Below are 17705 nucleotides of genomic sequence, written 5' to 3' on the forward strand. Positions count from 1 at the left end.
AGTATGCATCACTCTTGTTGATATTGATTATCAGTTAGATTTAGCTTTTTGTCAACACCAAATAAAAATAATTATCATTTAATGTTTTGTTTTCCAATTTCTATACCAGTAAGTTGTTAAATTCATAGAGTTCGTCTTTAGAAATTGGTGTGAAGAGTGTCATTGGCAGTTAAGCTGATGATGCTAAATTATCTGATAGTCATGGTCAGGGTGGCATTAACTGCTGAAATAGGTATGGAGGGCTAGTCTTTTTTCGATTTATAGTCAGTGATGTTATTTATTTTCTAATAACATCTCATACTGCGTCTATCGGTTCTTTTGAGCGCCTTTTTCTCTTTGTTGCTTAATATTCGCTTAGAGTACTAGGCCACACATTAAGCGCTGTGATAAAAGTATGCTCAAAGAGAACAAAAATAGAACAGCAAAGCTCAACAGCCCTTAGCTCAACATGGAGTATTTTTAAAGTTTATTAGACTTAACCTTGATTGCATTGAAATGCACGATACGCTAGAGAAGGGAAAGCGAGATATATGTACCTCGCTATACAATCTAAGAGTTTTTGTTAGGTACTTGAGGCATTCATTTGCTCAATGAATGTGTTGGAATCAGCGATTGAACGATTCATATCATCAATTAAAGACTGAATATCACTTTTTAAATTCTTAAACTCTCCCCGAATGGCTGCTATCGCTTGCGCATTTAAATTATGCTTTAAGTACAATACATTATCTTTTAAAGATGAAAGTACAGGTTGCATTTTATCTTCACTACTACGCATAGAACGTAGTAATTTATTAAATTGGCGCTGTGTTTGTTTTAGTTTTTTCTCGCTCTCTCTTTTGAGGGCGGCACTAGAATATTGGGTTAGTTCGTCTTCCCATTCACTAAAAAGCGCTTCAGCGACGTCTTCTACTTTGTTTATATTGCCACTGACATCATTGGCTGCTGATAAACTTGACTCATAATCATCATTAAGCTGTTCATAGGCAGATTGTAACTCTCCTTCATCAAAATTAATCAGCTTGGTGAGGCGCTCAAGCGCAGATTGAAATTCTTCTTGGGATTCTTGTTGAGACTCTTTGGTCGCCTCGACTCTATCTACTAAAATTTCACGTTTATGAACCCCGACTTTTTCCATTGCCGAATAGTATGCAGTTTGGCAGCCTGCCAAGGAAATACATAAGGCAGCTGCGAGTGTAAAGCGTTTCATATTCACCCTATTTTCTTAGTCTGTTGCTGTAAATTATGTAGCTGATTGTTATGATGTGCAAAGTGTTTTTGGGAATTAAGTACATTATGAATAAAAAGGTTGAACAAAGTATAGTTCAAATTAAAGCATGGGGGTTAAGGCAGCCTGAATGGTGGCTTTCTTATTTGAAGCGCTGTCAAGAAGACCAGATTACTGTTAATGCAGGTTATTTAGCATATGTCACCTTGCTGTCTTTAGTGCCACTTATTGCGGTAGGTGTGGCTATTTTTTCGGCTTTCCCTGGATTTGAACAGACGCGATTGGCGATTGAAAATTTTATTTTTACAAATTTTGTGCCGACCTCAACAGATTCTATTAAAGCGCATATTAGTGCGTTTACAGGTAATGCTAACCAAATGACGGCCGTTGGTATTGGCTTTTTAGCAGCCATTGCGTTGCTACTGATCAGGAACGTGGATAGTGCGTTAAATCGGATTTGGCGAGTACAAGAGAAGCGACCAATGATGATTTCATTTGCGATATACTGGATGGTCTTAACACTAGGCCCGGTATTATTAGGGGCGAGTATTGGGGTAACCTCCTACATTGTTTCTTTGGTTTCTTTTGCAGATCAGGGGATACCTGGTTTTAGTGGTTTCTTATTGAAGCTTTTACCGTATGTAATTTCTATGGCTGGCTTTATTATGCTCTATACTTTAGTGCCTAATACCCGTGTGTCTTTTCGAGCTGCTATACCCGGGGCATTATTTGCTGCGCTGTTATTTGAATTAACCAAAAAAGGATTTGCGATGTACATAAGTCACTTTCCTTCGTATGAAGTGATTTATGGCGCTGTTGCAACTGTGCCTATTTTATTTGTTTGGGTTTATTTATCGTGGATTGTTGTATTACTTGGTGCGGAATTTACGGTGTGTTTGGGGGAACGCCAAACACGCTCTCTTCTGGAGAATAAACAGTCTTAAAAGGCACCTTTAACAAAAAAGGTGTGTAATATGACTCAACGCTATGCCGTGAGTGAACCAGTACGAAGCTTTCATTTACCTGTAGGTGAAGGTCATCAGATCCATGTTGAAGAATATGGCGATGTACATGGGCAGCCTGTCATAGTATGCCATGGTGGCCCAGGTGCTGGTTTATGTCGTGAAAGTGCTGGATACTTTAATCCTAAACGATATCGTATTATCTTGTTTAGCCAACGGGGCTGTGGCGCCTCAACTCCTTTAGAGCTTACGCATAACTCTCCGAGTTATTTAGTCGATGATATCTCGCGTTTAATCGAGCATTTGGCGATTGGTCAATGTATTCTGGCTGGCGGATCTTGGGGTGCAACTTTAGCTCTGTTATATACGTGCCACTTTGCACATAAAGTGAAGGGGTTGATTTTATGGGCGAGCTTTTTAGGCACAGATCATGATCTTGAATGGTTATATGGGCCGAACAGTGCGGGGGCGCAGTTTTACCCAGAGCAATATCAAACGTTTAAAAGTGAAAAATCGGATCTCCAAGATATCTTAAAACACTATTTATTCGCATTAACTGGTGAGGATGAGCTATCGCAGCATAAAGCAGCACAGCGCTGGCATGCTTGGGATAGACAGCTAACGCTTGGTGCATTAGCAGGCCGTTATCATTTAGAGGATAACGAGAGTGTACTGCAACAAGCGAAGTTGATGTGCCACTATTTCAGTCCAGAGGTCATGTCTGAGCTTCGTCCATTACAATCTGTTGCTGAGCACCTAACAGAGATCCCTACTTGGTTTATTCATGGTCGGCATGACTTAGTTTGCCGATTTGCGCCAGTACAGCGACTGGCACATCAAGCACACTCACAATTATTTGTGCTGGATGGATTAGGCCACTGCAATGCTAATGATGTGTATGTTGAGGCTGTACGAAGGGCTGCCGATTTACTCGCATGCAAATTATGTCATTAATACCGATAATGAATAGGCAGCGAAGGGGCTTTAATATACCATTTGTGTATGATTTTTTACGAATAAAAAAAGTGTATGAAAGGGTTAATTCAAAGAGTTAAACATGCCAGTGTGATGGTAGAGGGGCAAACAGTTGGTGAGATCCAACAAGGAGTTTTAGTGTTATTAGGTGTAGAAAAGCATGATGATGAAACGACGGCAGACAAATTACTCCACAAAATTACCAATTACCGAATATTCACGGATGAAGTGGGAAAAATGAACTTAAGTGTGCAAAACATTCAAGGTGAGTTACTGATTGTATCGCAATTTACGTTGGCGGCGGATACTAAAAAGGGGATGAGGCCGAGCTTCTCATCTGCCGCAACGCCTGTACAAGCAGAAGCATTGTATAACTATTTTACTGAGCGCGCTAAATTACTTGGAATAAAAGTCGCCAATGGGCAATTTGGTGCCGATATGCAGGTGACGTTGAATAACGATGGACCTGTGACGTTTATGCTAGAAAGTTAGCGGCTGACTACAATAATATGGTTGGCATAGAGTGGCACTTGCTCTATGTGAGGCTTTTTACCAAAATTGGTAATAAGTAAATGTGTGACCTGTTTTAGCTGTGATTCATGTTCGGCTAAAAAATTAATAAACAGCTTTCCACTAGGGCGCAGGCAAGCTCTGAGTTGTTGGTAGAACTGATGTTGAAATAAAAATAACGGGGCATCAAACTCACTGAATAAATCGAGAATGATCCAATCGTATTGATTATTATTGGTCAATACATCATCAACATCCATACAGGCCACGGCGCAGGTGTGATCACCGCTAAAGTAGCGTTTATAACAGCGAATAATATCAGGGTTGTTATCAACCGACAGTACATCACACTCTGGATAAGTTGTATGCAGATAATCTCTGATTGCACCAGCGCCAAGGCCGAGTTCGAGGACCTTACTAGGTGGTGTGTATAAATGCCAAAGTCGGGCGAGTTGCTGTAAATGTGGAAACAGAAGATTCTCTGGGTGGTTTCTTTCCACAACAGATTGTAAGGTGTCGTTGATCAGTAACCAGCGTAAGGTTTTGTCTTGCCTTATTTGTATGCTAACACTGCCATGCTTATGCCAATAAAGTAGATGACCCAATTCATGACTTTGTTTAACAAATTGGTTAGCGACTGTGCCCTCGGCAGTCATAAAATTCATCATAATTACATCAGCATAGTAGAGCGTTCCTACAATGCCACTTTGTTAAGTAATATTTACGCAAGAAAAGCGGGTAATACTTAAATGTTATATTCAGTAACGTGAATTTTTAGTAAGGTGAGGGTCATAAAAATCATCTCTAGATGGACAACAACAGGAATTTTTATGTTTCAAGTAACCGCACCACAAAGTAGCGAAGATTGGCAAGATTATTATCAGTTGCGCTGGCAAGTGCTTCGAGCCCCTTGGGAGCAACCGCGAGGCTCTGAACAGGACGATTTAGAACAAGAATCGGAACATCGCTTTATTAAAAATAATGAGGGTGACGTACTCGCAGTTGCACGGTTACACTTTAATACCCAACAACAAGCTCAAGTGCGCTATATGGCGGTTTCTGAGCAGCACAGAGGGCAGCGTTTAGGTGGCCGGTTACTTCATGAATTAGAAAAGTTAGCATGGAATCAGAATGCCGATGAGTTGGTCTTGTATGCTCGTGAGCGCGCATTGGCATTTTATGAAGGCCATGGTTACAAAGTGGTTGAAAAAGCACATTTGGCATTTGGTGATATTCAACACTGGAAAATGGTCAAACAAAATCCGTCAGAACCCGGTTGGTTTCGTCACCCTGATTGGACACAAGTATTACAAGACACTTGGCGGGAGTCTATTCCGATCAGTGATGCGATGGGTATTAAGGTAGAAAGTTATACTGATTGGCAGTTTTCAACGCGTGCTGATCTTAAAGCTAACTTGAATTTACATAACTCTATGTTTGCGGGGTCCGTATATAGTATGGCAACGTTGACAGGCTGGGGTGCAACCTACTTGGCTTTAAAAGAGTTAAACCTCGAGGGTAACATTGTACTGGCTGATGCCAATATTAAATATTTAAGACCACTCACAACAGCGCCAAGAGCCACTGTGTGTATTAGTGAATGCAGGGGTAAATTAATAGAATTAGAAACACACGGTAAAGCGAAATACATTGTACCGGTCACAGTTTATGATGAAGATGTGGTCGTTGCGCAATTCGAAGGTATATTTGTCGTCAAACGCTAATTACAAGAGTGTGTGGATACGAGTTAAAGCAACTTTATTAGGGCTTTAACTCGTAATCATCATATGTTCCTGCCACACCATACAATTCTGCCAGCAACCGCATGTTGTTCAGCATTTTCATGGTTTATTTGCCAACTAGGGTAGTCAGTGTTGTCACTGATCACCTCAATTGAGTCAGCTTTTTTCTTTAATCGTTTCGCCATCAAACCCTCATGGGTTTGTATGATGTATACACCTTCATGAGTGGGGTGCTGTTGGCTTAAGTCAACGAGGACCATATCATCATGATGCAATGTGGGCTGCATACTGTCACCACGAATTGAAACAAACGCTAATTGCTCTCCATGCACACCTAATTGTGAGCTTAACCAGTGTTTGTTCAGTGCAAATTGCTCGGTGACATCTTCTGCGCCATTGATGCTACCAAAACCGGCACTCGCCTCGACATCCAGCTTGGGGACTAGTAACAATTGTTCATCGGAATGATGATAAGGTTTATCGAGTGGTTGTTCACCAGTGAGTAGCCAATTTAAATCAATTTTAAATAGCCCGTAAAGGTGTTCTAAGTACACCATGGAAGGGCGACTTAACCCCCTACAAATACGATAAATATGAGAGGGAGACTTACCAGTAAGCTCGGCAAATTGTCGCTTGTTACCCCCTGAAAATTGCTCTACTAATTCGCAAAAACGTCGAGAAAAAGCGGTGTTCATATGTTCACTTATATTTAATTACTTCGGTATTGAAGTGACTGATTAATGGCCGCTATATTATCTAATCTCTTTAAATAGATACAGATAAAAGTGGGTTAAGGGAGTTGGGGTGTCTGGTGTGATGCCCTTGCGCAAGTGCAACTTGAAGCCCTAGTGTTGGTGTGCGCTCTAACTTCAAAAGTGCGACGTCATGATTTAGCGTGTTTGAGTTGTCCTGTGTGTGAACAAACTTCTCAGCTACTTGAATACGGTCACCGTTATTACCGCCAACTATAAACCCAGCGGCTTTAACGTGTAAAAAGCGTGTCGCTTTATTCTTAACGCCATGCGCGGCTGTTAATACATAGCCATCACCAATGTAGCTAACACCACAAAATGTAGTTGAGCCATTTGAATTGAGTATCTGGGTGTAAAATTACCATTGGCTGGTATCAGTAGGTTGGCCACCGACGATGTTTGGAGACACCTTTTTAAATAATGAATTTCGCTTGTTCATTGTAATTTTTTCATGCTGTGTGTTGTATCAGCCAACGAGAATGTGGGGATTGACATACAAATACAAGCAAAATGTAAATGCGTTGTTTGAATTTCTATTTCATATAATTATAAATAGGGACAGGTGAGAGTATCTCAATTTTCACTTCTTTATGAGATATTTATGCCAATTGCACTGCTCGGGGGCTATATTTTTTATTGAAGAAAAGGTTTCAAAGATATAACAAGGAAATGCTATCTTGAAAAAATCATAGTGTGCCTTCAAAGTTGTAGGCGCACTATGATTAAAAGAGCGTCAATTAATATGACTTAAGAAGCTCATAAAATAATACAAGTTGCTAAATTACTAACCGCAATTTGTATTCCATAAACGAAGGTATAAATTAGGCCTAGCCGCCTTTAGAGCGTCGATATCAGCACATGGTAGGTTAGAATTATAACTCAGTGATAAGCGCTCTAGCTTGCTCAATGTAGGCAAGGCAGACAAGTCACGAATATCAGTGTGTTCTAAGTTTAAGTGTGTTAACCCTGGAAAGCTGCTGAGCTTTGCAGGGTCTAATAAGTTGATATACTCTAAATTTAGCGACGTTAATGAAGGAGCAATAAATGTGCTAATGCTAAATTTTTGCGTACTTCTGATGCTCAGGCTTTTGACATGCCCAGGCAGTGTCACCCCTTCTAAATGAGTTAATGTACTATTATACAGTTCAATGTTATTCAAGTGTGCGAGTTGAGCGAGCACCGGTCTGTTCAGTATTTCACCAGAATTAAGATATCTGAAACTTAGAGAGGTAAGGTTTGAAAATTGCTCTATACCCGCGAGAGACTCGATCGCTGAGGAACCACATGTCCTAATTTGTGTCACTTTGGCCGCGTCTCTTACATCTTTTAGACATTCAGCTATAGCTGGATCAGTAATTAGTTCAAAGTTAATTGGTTGTTCAATACAGTTATAAGATTGTTTGTAATTGATATCCGCGAACGTATTTTTTAGGAACTCTAAGTCGGCACATAGAATGTTATATGAATGCTCTAAATCTAATGTATTTAAATTGGTTAAGCTGGATAATGCCTTTGCTGATAAAAGCTCATCAAAATAGCGTAATGAGAGGCTGGTCAGGCCGGTTAATTGTGTGAGTGGAGCTATATCTGATACTTCAAAACTCGTTAGTTTGAGCGCTTTTAGGTTAGAGTAGCCAGATAATACGGTGATATCGGTTACGTTACTGAACCCGCTTAACTCCAGCGATTCTAGACGGGCATTTTGAGATAATTGAGAGATATCAGTAAGCTCACTACTATCAGTGCGGATCGATACATTTTTTAAGTTCGGTAGCGCCCCCAAGCTTGGTAATGTATCCAGAGTGTTCAAGTTTAGGTTTAATTCTTCTAATGCAACTATTTTTTCTATGACTTCGATATTTTCAATTGTACTCGTTTCAGCTTTTAATTTTTTTAACTGAGATGAGTTTTGCAAAATAGTTGCGTCTAAATGAGTGCTGTAGTATGAACTTGCACTTAGTGCTAGCTCTGATAAATTTGGTAGCTGACTGATAACTGATAAGTTACTAATGCTGCCAATACGTTCAACATTCAAGTACTCTATTTTTGGGGTGAACTCTAACCAGTCAATGTCATTTAATTCTGAATTGTTGCGCACATCAAATTTTAATAACTCTGGCATACTTTTTACAAAGCTGACTGAGTTCAGATCAGTATTGTTTAGTATCAGAGATGTCATTTGGGTCAAGTTTGCCAAATTTTCTGGACTCACCAGTGCATAGTTAGTAATTACTAATTCGGTTAGTTCAGTTAGATCGCTAAGAAGCGCAGTATCAAAATCAGAACTTGAATATCCACCTTGGAGCACTAACTTTTCTAAGTCAGTCATTGCACTAATGAAGGTTAAATCTGTGAAGTTGTGATTTACTAATGACAGAGATGTCAAATTTGTTAAAAGAGAGAGTGCGGTTGAGTCGGCAGCTGATATATTTTCAAAAGAAAGCTCTTTCATTGCGGGCATTACAGTAAGAAATGACAATGATTGGAAGTTACTAATCTTACGCAGCGCTAAGCTTTCTAGGTTAATAAGGGGCTTTATATGGGCTTCATTTACACTTACAGAGTCTAATTTTAAATGGGTGAGATTAGTGAGTGTACTTAAATGCGCTTCATCAAAGTCACGACCTTTCACATAGTTCAGGTGTGTCAGAGTATTTGGCAGTGTATTGAACTTGATATGCAATCTACTATGATAATAATGCTGCTCTGCATTAAATGTCAGCTGTGTTAAATTACTAAACTTATCTAGGCTGATTGTCTGGTTTTCAAAGCCGTAGGCACCTTGAACAATTGATAATGTCGTTAAAGACTCTAGTTGTTCAACAACAGTGATATCATCAATTGGGTTATTTATTAAGGTGAGGTTTTGTAGTGAACTTATATTGGCTAAAGGCGCAATGTCTGAAATTTGAGTACCTTCTAAATGTACTGATTTCAAGTTTGTAAATTTGTTCAAGTCATCCAATGTTGATACTGGGCTGTTAATACATGTCAGTGAATCTGAACCCATATCCATATTTGTACTGAGTGCGCAGCTCAATAGGGCTTGATCACTAATTTTTTCTTCAGAGATAGCCTCATATGCTTCAAGTGATACTGAGAAGTCTTTACTTGTAGTCGCTGCTTTATCATCTGTCACAGTGAGGCGCAAAACAATATTTTCAGATGTATCTATATCAGGTGCTGTGAATTGAATACTTGCCGTTTCCAAACCTGTTATTGTAAGTGTAGTGCCGGAAACTTGCTCCCATGCATAGCTTGCAATTGTGCCGTCAGAGTCTGTTGCGTTTGCAGTAATAGTCAGCTCTGCTCGCTCCATAACGGTTAAATCAGAGATATCTGGTATTTCAGGTGCTACATTTGTAGGTGTTGTACCTGTGACTGGTGTTTGAGCAGATGAGTTAGAACTGCCACCGCCACATGCGGTTAAAGCTAAAGTAAGAAGCGATACTGCTAATCCTTTAGATGTATGTAATCTATTCATAGTTCCCTAGTTCTTAGTATCATTAATAAAGAAGTCTTCAATGGCAATTGTACTATTTATAGGTATGAAAGTAATCATTTTACGATATGTATCTAGGATATTATGAACCATGCATAATATGAGATGTGAGGGGGGGACCTCGTTATTTTCTTAAATATTGCCCTGGCGTGCAGTTAAATGCTTTTTTAAATGCCGTGTTAAACGCAGAGCTTGATTCAAAGCCGAGTTGTTCAGCAATTATTTGCTGAGTATGACCTGCCTCGAGCATTTCAACTGCGCGCAATGCTCTGAGCTTTTGCTTCCATTGGCTAAAGTTCATCGAAAAGCTTCTATTAAACAGCCTATTAAGTGTGCGACTTGAGGCGCCAACTTGTTCACTCCATTGTTCTAATGTGTTGGGGTTACCTGGGTTTGCGTGTAGTTCACTAATGATAGGTATGAGGCGCTTGTCTTGAGCCGTGGGGAGAAAAAATGCACTGGTTTGTGCCATTTTGAGCCTGTCGATGAATACTTGTACAAAGCGCAGCGTGCTGTCGTCTAAAGCATAATCGGTTGGCCACCGACACACTTCTAAAATCATCGCTTTTAATAGATCATCAACATGGAGTATTTTTGCGTCGGCACCTAAAACATCAACATACTTTTTTTCAATATAGACGCTACGAAAGTGCCCGCCATAGCGACAAAATGTCTCATGGGGCAGATTAGGTGGGATCCAAAGTGCTTGGTCAGGTGGAATAACAAAGCGACCAACAGGGGTCCTAACCGTCAATACGCCATTGCTTGTATAGGCTAATTGACCCCAAGTATGTTGGTGAGTCTGTACGTGTTGCCAAGGCGGCATAGTTGTTGGTCGTGGATAAATGGGTTTATCGATCTGTGTAAGTTTTATGCGAGCTTTTACACTTTGCCACGGGTTTTGTGTCTGATCTGATAAACCATCTGTCATTTTAGGTAATTTTGGTCATTTATTTTTGAGCATACAATAATCACGTTCTTTAAACAATCGATAGATTTTGATCATAAACTTTGTTGTGCTTTGGAAGGGTAATATGAATAACAAAATGAGTTTGGTTACTATGCGTTCCCCATTTGGTTTTTTAGCCATCGCTACGTCTATTATGGCAATCACGTTTGCTGGATGGATGGCGTTACTCAATAACTTTGCAATAGAAGCTGCCCAATTTACCGGTGCGAATATGGGGGTGCTTCAATCCTTACGAGAGATCCCCGGCTTACTCGCTTTTACTGCCGTGTTTGTATTATTAGTTTTAAAGGAGCAAACATTTGCCTTGGTCAGCTTGTGTTTATTGTCAATAGGGGTTGCGGTGACAGGCCTATTTCCCACTATTTATGGGTTATATGCTACAACGGTCTTAATGTCGATTGGCTTTCATTACTTTGAAACAATCAATCAATCGCTGAGTTTACAGTGGTTTAATAAAAATGAAGCCCCGCAACAGTTAGGACGGCTGATGTCAATTAAGTCAATGGCCTCATTGCTGACTTATGCTGCGATTTGGTTGTCTGTTACCTTTTTTGTGACAGACTACCCATGGTTATATTTATCAATTGGCGGGGTAGGGCTATTGTTCACGATATACCTTATTATTGCTTTTCCTTCCTTTACCATGTCGTCGACCCAGCATAAAAAAATTGTTTTACGTAAAAAGTATAGTTTGTATTACATACTGCTATTTTTTTCTGGGGCACGTAGACAGATTTTTATGGTATTTGCGGGCTTTTTGATGGTTGAAAAGTTTGGGTTTGACGTGGCGCAGATCACCGCCTTATATATGGTTAATCATCTTATAAATATTTTTGTGGCACCAAAGATTGGACAGATGATTAGTAAAATAGGTGAGCAGAAAACGCTAACTATTGAGTACTCGGGCCTTGTTTTGGTTTTTATTGGTTATGCGGTCGTTGACTCTGCTATGTTTGCGGCGGCGTTGTATTTAATCGATCATTTGTTTTTCGCGATGGCCATTGCATTAAAAACATACTTTCAAAAAATTGCAGATTCTGAAGATATTGCGGCGACGGCCAGTGTGAGTTTTACCATTAATCATATTGCTGCAGTGGTTATTCCTGCAGCTTTCGGTATGGTGTGGCTGTACGACCAAGCCCTAGTATTTTATTTTGGTGCGGGGCTAGCTGCGTGCTCACTGTTATTGAGCCAATTTGTTACGCTGCATTTAGATAAGCTGTCATTACGCGGCTCATAATGTATCAGTGAACATCGATTTCTTATTGGCTGACGGCTATAACGCCGTTAGCCCTTCTTTTATATGATCGATAAATAAACGGGTTTTGAGTGGCACAAAGGTGCTTTTAGGGTAGTAAGCCCAAAGCTGTTTGGTTGCGGAGTGTAAAGAAGGGAATAAAGGCACTAAGCTACCTTCACCAAGTTGCTTACTGATATAAGTAGGAGAGATAAAAATAACTCCCATACCTTGAATAGCCGCTTCTAAAATTGAGTCTAAATTGTCAGACACAAAATTATAATTCTGAAATAAGAAGCGCGTTCCGTCACTCAGCTCAATATGGCCTTTTTTTTGATAATAGTTACTGAGCAGCATTTTGTGTGCTTGAAGCTCTTGGAGGTTTTTTATTGGTGGGTGTTTATCAATGTAATCTGGTGAGGCAAACAACTGCATTTGATAGTTTAATAGCCGTGTTCCTTTATGTGCTAATGAATCAAATTCATCATATTGTCGAGTGATCACTAAATCGTTTTGTAAATCTGGTAATGCACCAGGGTTAAGAACATTAAGCTGCACGTTCACTTTTGGATAAAGGCTTAAGAACTGTCTAATGTGTGGCAGTAACACGCGACTGCCTACAGCTAGTGTTGCTGCAATCTTCAAGGTACCTGTAGGTACTTTGGTGCTCTCATGACTGTGATTTATCATTTCTTCAAATTGGCTGAGAAGTGCGTTTGCTTTGGGTAAAAAACTGTGTCCTTCTTCAGTGAGATTTACTTGTCGAGTAGTACGTGTAAACAAGCTCAAACCCAATTGTTTTTCTAACCAGTCGATCCGTTTACTCATTGCCGAAGCTGAGATCTCTAGGTGTTCAGCTGCTACGGTAAAGCTTTTATGCTTAACGAGTGCAGTAAAGCTGCGGGTTGCAGTTAGCCAATCCATATTAATTCCTAGTAAGAAATAATGTTTTGCCAATTACAGTGTTTTTAGTCAGTAAAGTAAAGATTATAGTGTATAAAAATCACTCTGTATGGAACATAGTATATGTTGGGATTGGCTATTTTATTGTTGTCATGTTCGCAGCTTGCCAGCCAAATCTTTTTACCTGCATTACCTCAAATAGCAGACAGTTTGGCGTTAAGTACAGTGCAAAGCCAAGCGATGGTCACGGGGTATTTTATATGCTTGGGCGCATCGCAGTTAGTTGTAGGACCACTGCGAGATAAGTTCGGTGATAGGCCTATTTTTTTTGCGGGTCAAAGTACTTTCATCTTTGGCACTTTATTGTGTGCAGTGGCTACGACCGCAGAGTTATTCACGGTGGGGCGTGTTTTACAAGGCATTGGTGCAGCAGCGCCTTTATTAATAAGTAGAACATTATTAATCGCGACTTTAAGCGGCCCACAATTAAAAATGGCGATGGCTCAGTTGGCGTTGGTATCCAGTGGTGTTGCGATATTGGCTCCTCTCATCGGGGGAACGCTTGCGTATGTGGCAAATTGGCAATTTATAGCATGGTTATTAGCGGGGTATTTTAGTGTAACAGCCGTGGTGGGTTGGTGGATATTACCCATCGGAGCTTATGTGCCCGCGATGAACTCCATTCGACCAAAGTATTTGCTAAGACAATATGGCCAATTACTAAAAGAAGGTCAGTTTCTTGCGATTGCAGCATTTAAATGGTTGCCCACTTTTCTTTATTTAACGACTCAATTGTACTTTCCGTTTTTATTACAGCAGTATTTTCAACTCACGGAACAGCAATTTGGCATGGTGATGATGTTGCCAATGAGTGGGTTGTTGATCGGTGCATTTATCAGTAAATGTTTGCATAAAACGATGAATGAACTTGCCTTGTTTGCGTTTTTTTGGCCTTTATTGATCGTAAGCGCCATGTGTTACAGCTTACTCCCATTTAGTCTATTTAATGCATTGCTTGGATATGGTTTTATCATGGTTGTTTTTGGGGGCTATTTTGCAGCTTATATGCAATTGCTTGGTGTGCATTATGCTGCACAAGCCGGCAGTGCGAATGCATTGGTGGGGGCGGTTGAGTTATTGGGGTTCACTTTATTGGCTGTAGGCTGCAATGCTTACTTCATACATTCGCTTAATGACCTTGCCTGGGTAACTATGTTAGCCGCTGCGTTATTATTATTCGCTTGGCTTAAGTTATTACCCCAGAGGATTTTCTTTAATGATGTTTTTCAGCATATAGCGCGCAAAGTAGTAGGGAATAGAGAATGAAATTTTGTACATCCAGATTAACAATAAGACCGATGACTATGGCGGATCTTCACGCGAGTTTTGCGCACCGTAGTTGTCCACAAACATCTCGTTATATCAGCGATCAGATCACTTTTGCACAGGCAAAGCAGCGTTTAGTTGAGAATTGTCAGCCTTGGTTAGGTGAAGAAAACCAGAGATTGGCGCTGGCCATTACACTTAATGGATCGAATGAGCTGATCGGGGAAGTGATGTTTAAGTATATCAACAAGACCAGTTTAGTCGGAGAGATAGGATATAGACTAAAAAAAGAGGTGATAGGCAAAGGGTATGCTTTTGAAGCCGTCGATGCCTTCATTACACAGTTATTTTCACAGCTCGAGGTTATAAAAATAGTGGCGGTATGTGCTGTTGATAACACGCCCTCATGGCGGTTAATGGAAAAACTGCAGATGCAAAGAGAGGGGGTATTTAAATCTCACTTTTTAATTGGAGGTGAGCGGTTAGATGCCTATAGCTATGGTATCTGTCGTCCTTAAGCATATTATTCTGCTTTGCGCTTTATTCATATCAGTAATATGAGCTTGAAATGAACGTGATCATTCTAAGGGGGGAAAGTCAATCTTTCATTGGAGTGTGTTACTCATACAGAATAACCGTATGAGTAATTTTCTTTATGATTTCAGTCACCCAGTTAAAGCGCCTTTTTTTGTACTGTATACAATGACATTAATGTGATTTGTTACGCTTACTTTGATCATCAAATAGATCTTTAAGATGATCAGCAAATTGCTTTAGCGACTGCTTCATAGATTGCTTCATCGTGACATCAACACTGCCCAAAATCACTCTGCCTTTAATATGTAAATGCGGCCGTTGCCCAGTGACTGTGACGTTTTCAAGCGAGCTCTTATCACTGTTAACCGATCCTAAAATATTTTTAGTGCTGGTGGTGACGTCTATATTATCAGGGACGATGAACGCATCACTGCCCAAAATACAATCGATATGTATCGTAACGTTAGGGTGTGTAAATACTGCATTTCTAAAATCGAGTGTGACAGAGCCTGAATAATTTTTAATATAAATATCTTTAGGTACTACCCATGCCCCAGAACGGTTATCAGAACTCAAAATTGAGGTAATATTTAGCTGGGCATTATTTTCTGTTGATGCCGTGAATTTAGGTTGTACGCACGATAGTTTTTCTGCTTGATAGCGTGGATCTGTTTGTAGCGGAAGATCGGCTGTTAGTGCCGTAAGATCGTCTGGAGCGTCGCATGCATATGCTTGATCTAGTCGGCGTTCAAACGCATCTGCCGAGATCTCACCATGGCTATAATTTAGGATCAGTTGATCAATGACTTCTTCTTTTACTTTTTCTAGGGGTCTATCTGATGTTGGGACTGACATACATTCTCCGTTATTGTCTGGTGAGTGAACTTACACAGTATGAAGCAATATTAAGACCATTTATTTTATTGTTTACTATCAGTATATTATAATTTTTGATGTTATTTTACACACTATAATATAGTAATAATGACTAAATTATAGTTAAAAAACGCGCTGACATATTTCTGTATGGCTTGTTATTTTGTGAGCTTTTTAATTTTTTTTTGGATGCGTATTTTTTCCGCGTAGCGAACATGTTTGCTGATCCAGTGCGCTATTTTTTCCATGAGCTTAGGCGGAAAATCATGGCCAAGCTCAGGAACTATTTTAAGCTTGGACTTTTGAATGAGTTTAGCGGTATTAATGCCTTCAGAAATAGGAAAAAGTGGATCAGCAGCCCCATGGATCACCAAGGTGGGTGCTTTAATTTTTTTGATTAAGTGCGTTCTTTTTCCAGTGGCTGTGATCGCACAGAGCTGTCGTTTTATGCCACTAGGATTGTGTGCTCTATCAATTTGTTCAGCTGCCTGCGCTTTTAAGACTGATTCTTGAGGTTGAAAAAGTGGACTCCCTATTGTTTGATTGAGCTTGACGTTGTAATTAATTGCAGCGTCACGTGTCGCTGGCTTTAGGCTCCATGGGGCAAGTTTTACAATTGTTTTTAAAGTGGTTGCAGAAAAGCTTATTACATTGGGAGTCGACATGATAGAGGTGAGGCTTAAGACTTTCTTTTTGTATTTCGCCGCAATGATTTGCGCGATCATGCCTCCCATAGATGCTCCGACTAAGTGGGCGCGTGATATTTTTAGTTCTTGCATCAGGCAGATCACATCTTCTGCCATATCTTCAAGTGAATAAGGTGCACTTTTCCCCAAAGAAAAGTGCTTGTTAAGCCAGATTGAAAATAAGCTGGGCGCATCGCGCTCATTAAGTTGACTAGATAACCCAACATCACGGTTATCAAATCGTATTACCCGAAAATTATTATTTACTAAAGCATCATAAAACCCATCAGGCCACACTGTCATTTGCGCACCTAACCCCATAATCAAAATAATAGCGGGTGCACTTTTCTTCCCTTCGTCTTGGTAGTGAATATACAGGCCACTTTTTGTTTGGATCTGTTGTATTGCCACGTTGTATGTATGACTTTTTAATCGATTAAACGTGTGAGTGAGTATAGCTGGCTAGTATACATTTTGTGCGCCTCTTGAGTCTAAAAAAAGAACGTGGTTGATAAGGTCAATTTAAATCAAAGGATCTAAGGTGGATCGTCTTTTTAAAGGCAATGAGTACCAATCTTAGAGAACGCTCTCACTGGTAACATTTGCGTGAATTACCAGCTTGATTGTTAAGTTGCTCATTATGTGATCCGGTTTTGTTGCCGGTGTGTTTATTTAATGTTTTTAGGTGTTTTTTATGTTGCTGAGTGTGTTTTATGTTTCCATGTTGGGTGTTTTTTTTCGTTTGCTAACAAGTTATTTCTTTAGGGTTTGTTACTGATATTCTTATGTTTTTTGAGTCTTATAAGTTAGTTATTACACAATGATCTATCTATGGGCGGTAAAGATCTTTAAATTTTGTATATATGCTAGGCGCTTTGCGTATGAAATACGTACCATGCTTGCACGTTTATCGTACTCTGTGACGTAACGTCGGTGTGCTTTGTCTAGTGATGGGGCTTAGCTTCTATAGGGAATAAAATGTAGGCTGTGCCTTGATGTGTATCAAGGCCTTTTAAGGCGCAAAAAAAGCGAATGAGTCCCCCAGTTGTAAGGTCAATTTTAGGCGGGAATGATTTGCATCAGTAGTGGGCTGCAACACGATTACTGAGCGCTATCAGCAAGCAATAACACAAATAAAAGAGGCCGTAAAAGAGTCACGCTTGCCATGTTGGTTGCAAAACCCAGTGTCACAAGAAAGAACTGGGTTTATAGGCACAAATCCTGTACTCGATCTGTATGGTCAACAAGCCATCAAAGCAAGTCGCAAAGTCGCATTAAATAAGCTTGCTCAGCATTACTCACTGAGCAGGATGTACGTAATATTACCAATCAAGATACCGCTGAAATGATGCTCGACAGTGATCGCGCGATGACATTTTTACCAGCGCACGTAATTGATGTTGTGATTTATAGTTATGTGTTTGATGGCGCTGTAATACTTCAACATATTGTAGTTTTAGCGAAGATGGCCGTTATGGCAAAGATTTCATTTCAGACGC

Annotated in this window: 17 protein-coding genes; 8 read left to right on the top strand and 9 right to left on the bottom strand. The window is 39.9% G+C overall.

Features of this window, described 5'->3' with window-relative positions; genetic code table 11:
• Positions 1–562: 562 nt before the first annotated feature.
• Entirely contained in the window at positions 563–1210 is a 648-nt protein-coding gene (locus CWC18_RS06885; protein ID WP_138591596.1) for a DUF2959 domain-containing protein, read from the bottom strand.
• An 86-nt stretch (positions 1211–1296) separates the two neighbouring features.
• Here CWC18_RS06885 and CWC18_RS06890 point away from each other — a divergent pair, with 86 nt between their 5' ends.
• The 3 genes from CWC18_RS06890 to dtd all read left to right on the top strand — a co-directional run bounded on the left by CWC18_RS06890 (position 1297) and on the right by dtd (position 3657).
• Positions 1297–2172 carry a virulence factor BrkB family protein gene (locus CWC18_RS06890; protein WP_138591595.1) on the top strand — a complete coding sequence of 292 codons (876 nt, stop codon included), beginning with the start codon at positions 1297–1299 and terminating at the stop codon, positions 2170–2172.
• A gap of 30 nt (positions 2173–2202) precedes the next feature.
• Positions 2203–3144, top strand: coding sequence for an alpha/beta fold hydrolase (locus CWC18_RS06895; protein ID WP_138674974.1), 942 nt, complete (start codon positions 2203–2205; stop codon positions 3142–3144).
• Positions 3145–3219: 75 nt separating this feature from the next.
• On the top strand, positions 3220–3657 hold the full coding sequence (gene dtd / locus CWC18_RS06900) for a D-aminoacyl-tRNA deacylase (protein ID WP_138591593.1): 438 nt from the start codon (positions 3220–3222) through the stop codon (positions 3655–3657).
• Here dtd and CWC18_RS06905 read toward each other — a convergent pair.
• Complete coding sequence (locus CWC18_RS06905) at positions 3654–4343, bottom strand: spermidine synthase (RefSeq protein WP_138591592.1); 690 nt, start codon at positions 4341–4343, stop codon at positions 3654–3656. The genes dtd and CWC18_RS06905 overlap by 4 nt on opposite strands.
• Before the next feature lie 162 nt (positions 4344–4505).
• On the opposite strand from CWC18_RS06905, the gene CWC18_RS06910 reads away from it, so the two are divergent.
• A complete protein-coding gene (locus CWC18_RS06910) occupies positions 4506–5399 on the top strand; it encodes a bifunctional GNAT family N-acetyltransferase/hotdog fold thioesterase (protein ID WP_138591591.1) in 894 nt (297 codons plus the stop codon).
• A gap of 59 nt (positions 5400–5458) precedes the next feature.
• On the opposite strand, the gene CWC18_RS06915 is transcribed toward CWC18_RS06910, so the two are convergent.
• The 4 genes from CWC18_RS06915 to CWC18_RS06930 all read right to left on the bottom strand — a co-directional run bounded on the left by CWC18_RS06915 (position 5459) and on the right by CWC18_RS06930 (position 10602).
• Entirely contained in the window at positions 5459–6112 is a 654-nt protein-coding gene (locus CWC18_RS06915) for an XRE family transcriptional regulator (protein WP_138591590.1), read from the bottom strand.
• A gap of 70 nt (positions 6113–6182) precedes the next feature.
• Entirely contained in the window at positions 6183–6515 is a 333-nt protein-coding gene (locus CWC18_RS21420; protein ID WP_349304804.1) for a trypsin-like serine protease, read from the bottom strand.
• Positions 6516–6953: 438 nt separating this feature from the next.
• Positions 6954–9653 (bottom strand): PKD domain-containing protein, encoded by a 2700-nt coding sequence (locus tag CWC18_RS06925; protein WP_138591589.1) that lies wholly within the window; start codon positions 9651–9653, stop codon positions 6954–6956.
• A 142-nt stretch (positions 9654–9795) separates the two neighbouring features.
• The gene (locus tag CWC18_RS06930) at positions 9796–10602 is read right to left on the bottom strand and encodes an AraC family transcriptional regulator (RefSeq protein ID WP_138591588.1); all 807 of its coding nucleotides are present in this window, start codon (positions 10600–10602) and stop codon (positions 9796–9798) included.
• Between the two features lie 115 nt (positions 10603–10717).
• On the opposite strand from CWC18_RS06930, the gene CWC18_RS06935 reads away from it, so the two are divergent.
• Positions 10718–11881 (top strand): MFS transporter, encoded by a 1164-nt coding sequence (locus CWC18_RS06935; protein WP_138674984.1) that lies wholly within the window; start codon positions 10718–10720, stop codon positions 11879–11881.
• Between the two features lie 36 nt (positions 11882–11917).
• Here CWC18_RS06935 and CWC18_RS06940 read toward each other — a convergent pair whose 3' ends face one another.
• Complete coding sequence (locus CWC18_RS06940; RefSeq protein WP_138591587.1) at positions 11918–12802, bottom strand: LysR family transcriptional regulator; 885 nt, start codon at positions 12800–12802, stop codon at positions 11918–11920.
• Positions 12803–12904: 102 nt separating this feature from the next.
• Between CWC18_RS06940 and CWC18_RS06945 the strand changes: the two genes are divergently transcribed.
• Both CWC18_RS06945 and CWC18_RS06950 read left to right on the top strand, forming a co-directional pair.
• On the top strand, positions 12905–14107 hold the full coding sequence (locus tag CWC18_RS06945; RefSeq protein WP_138674975.1) for an MFS transporter: 1203 nt from the start codon (positions 12905–12907) through the stop codon (positions 14105–14107).
• Positions 14104–14625, top strand: a complete 522-nt coding sequence (locus tag CWC18_RS06950; RefSeq protein WP_138674976.1) for a GNAT family N-acetyltransferase — start codon at positions 14104–14106, stop codon at positions 14623–14625. The genes CWC18_RS06945 and CWC18_RS06950 overlap by 4 nt, the downstream gene beginning before the upstream one ends.
• A 190-nt stretch (positions 14626–14815) precedes the next feature.
• On the opposite strand, the gene CWC18_RS06955 is transcribed toward CWC18_RS06950, so the two are convergent.
• Both CWC18_RS06955 and CWC18_RS06960 read right to left on the bottom strand, forming a co-directional pair.
• A complete protein-coding gene (locus CWC18_RS06955; protein ID WP_138591584.1) occupies positions 14816–15499 on the bottom strand; it encodes a DUF1707 SHOCT-like domain-containing protein in 684 nt (227 codons plus the stop codon).
• A 179-nt stretch (positions 15500–15678) separates the two neighbouring features.
• The gene (locus tag CWC18_RS06960) at positions 15679–16617 is read right to left on the bottom strand and encodes an alpha/beta fold hydrolase (RefSeq protein ID WP_138591583.1); all 939 of its coding nucleotides are present in this window, start codon (positions 16615–16617) and stop codon (positions 15679–15681) included.
• Positions 16618–17291: 674 nt separating this feature from the next.
• Here CWC18_RS06960 and CWC18_RS06965 point away from each other — a divergent pair.
• Positions 17292–17555, top strand: a complete 264-nt coding sequence (locus tag CWC18_RS06965; protein WP_138591582.1) for a hypothetical protein — start codon at positions 17292–17294, stop codon at positions 17553–17555.
• Positions 17556–17705: the final 150 nt, after the last annotated feature.

This window comes from Pseudoalteromonas aurantia, from assembly GCF_005886875.1.
GTDB lineage: Bacteria > Pseudomonadota > Gammaproteobacteria > Enterobacterales > Alteromonadaceae > Pseudoalteromonas > Pseudoalteromonas aurantia_A.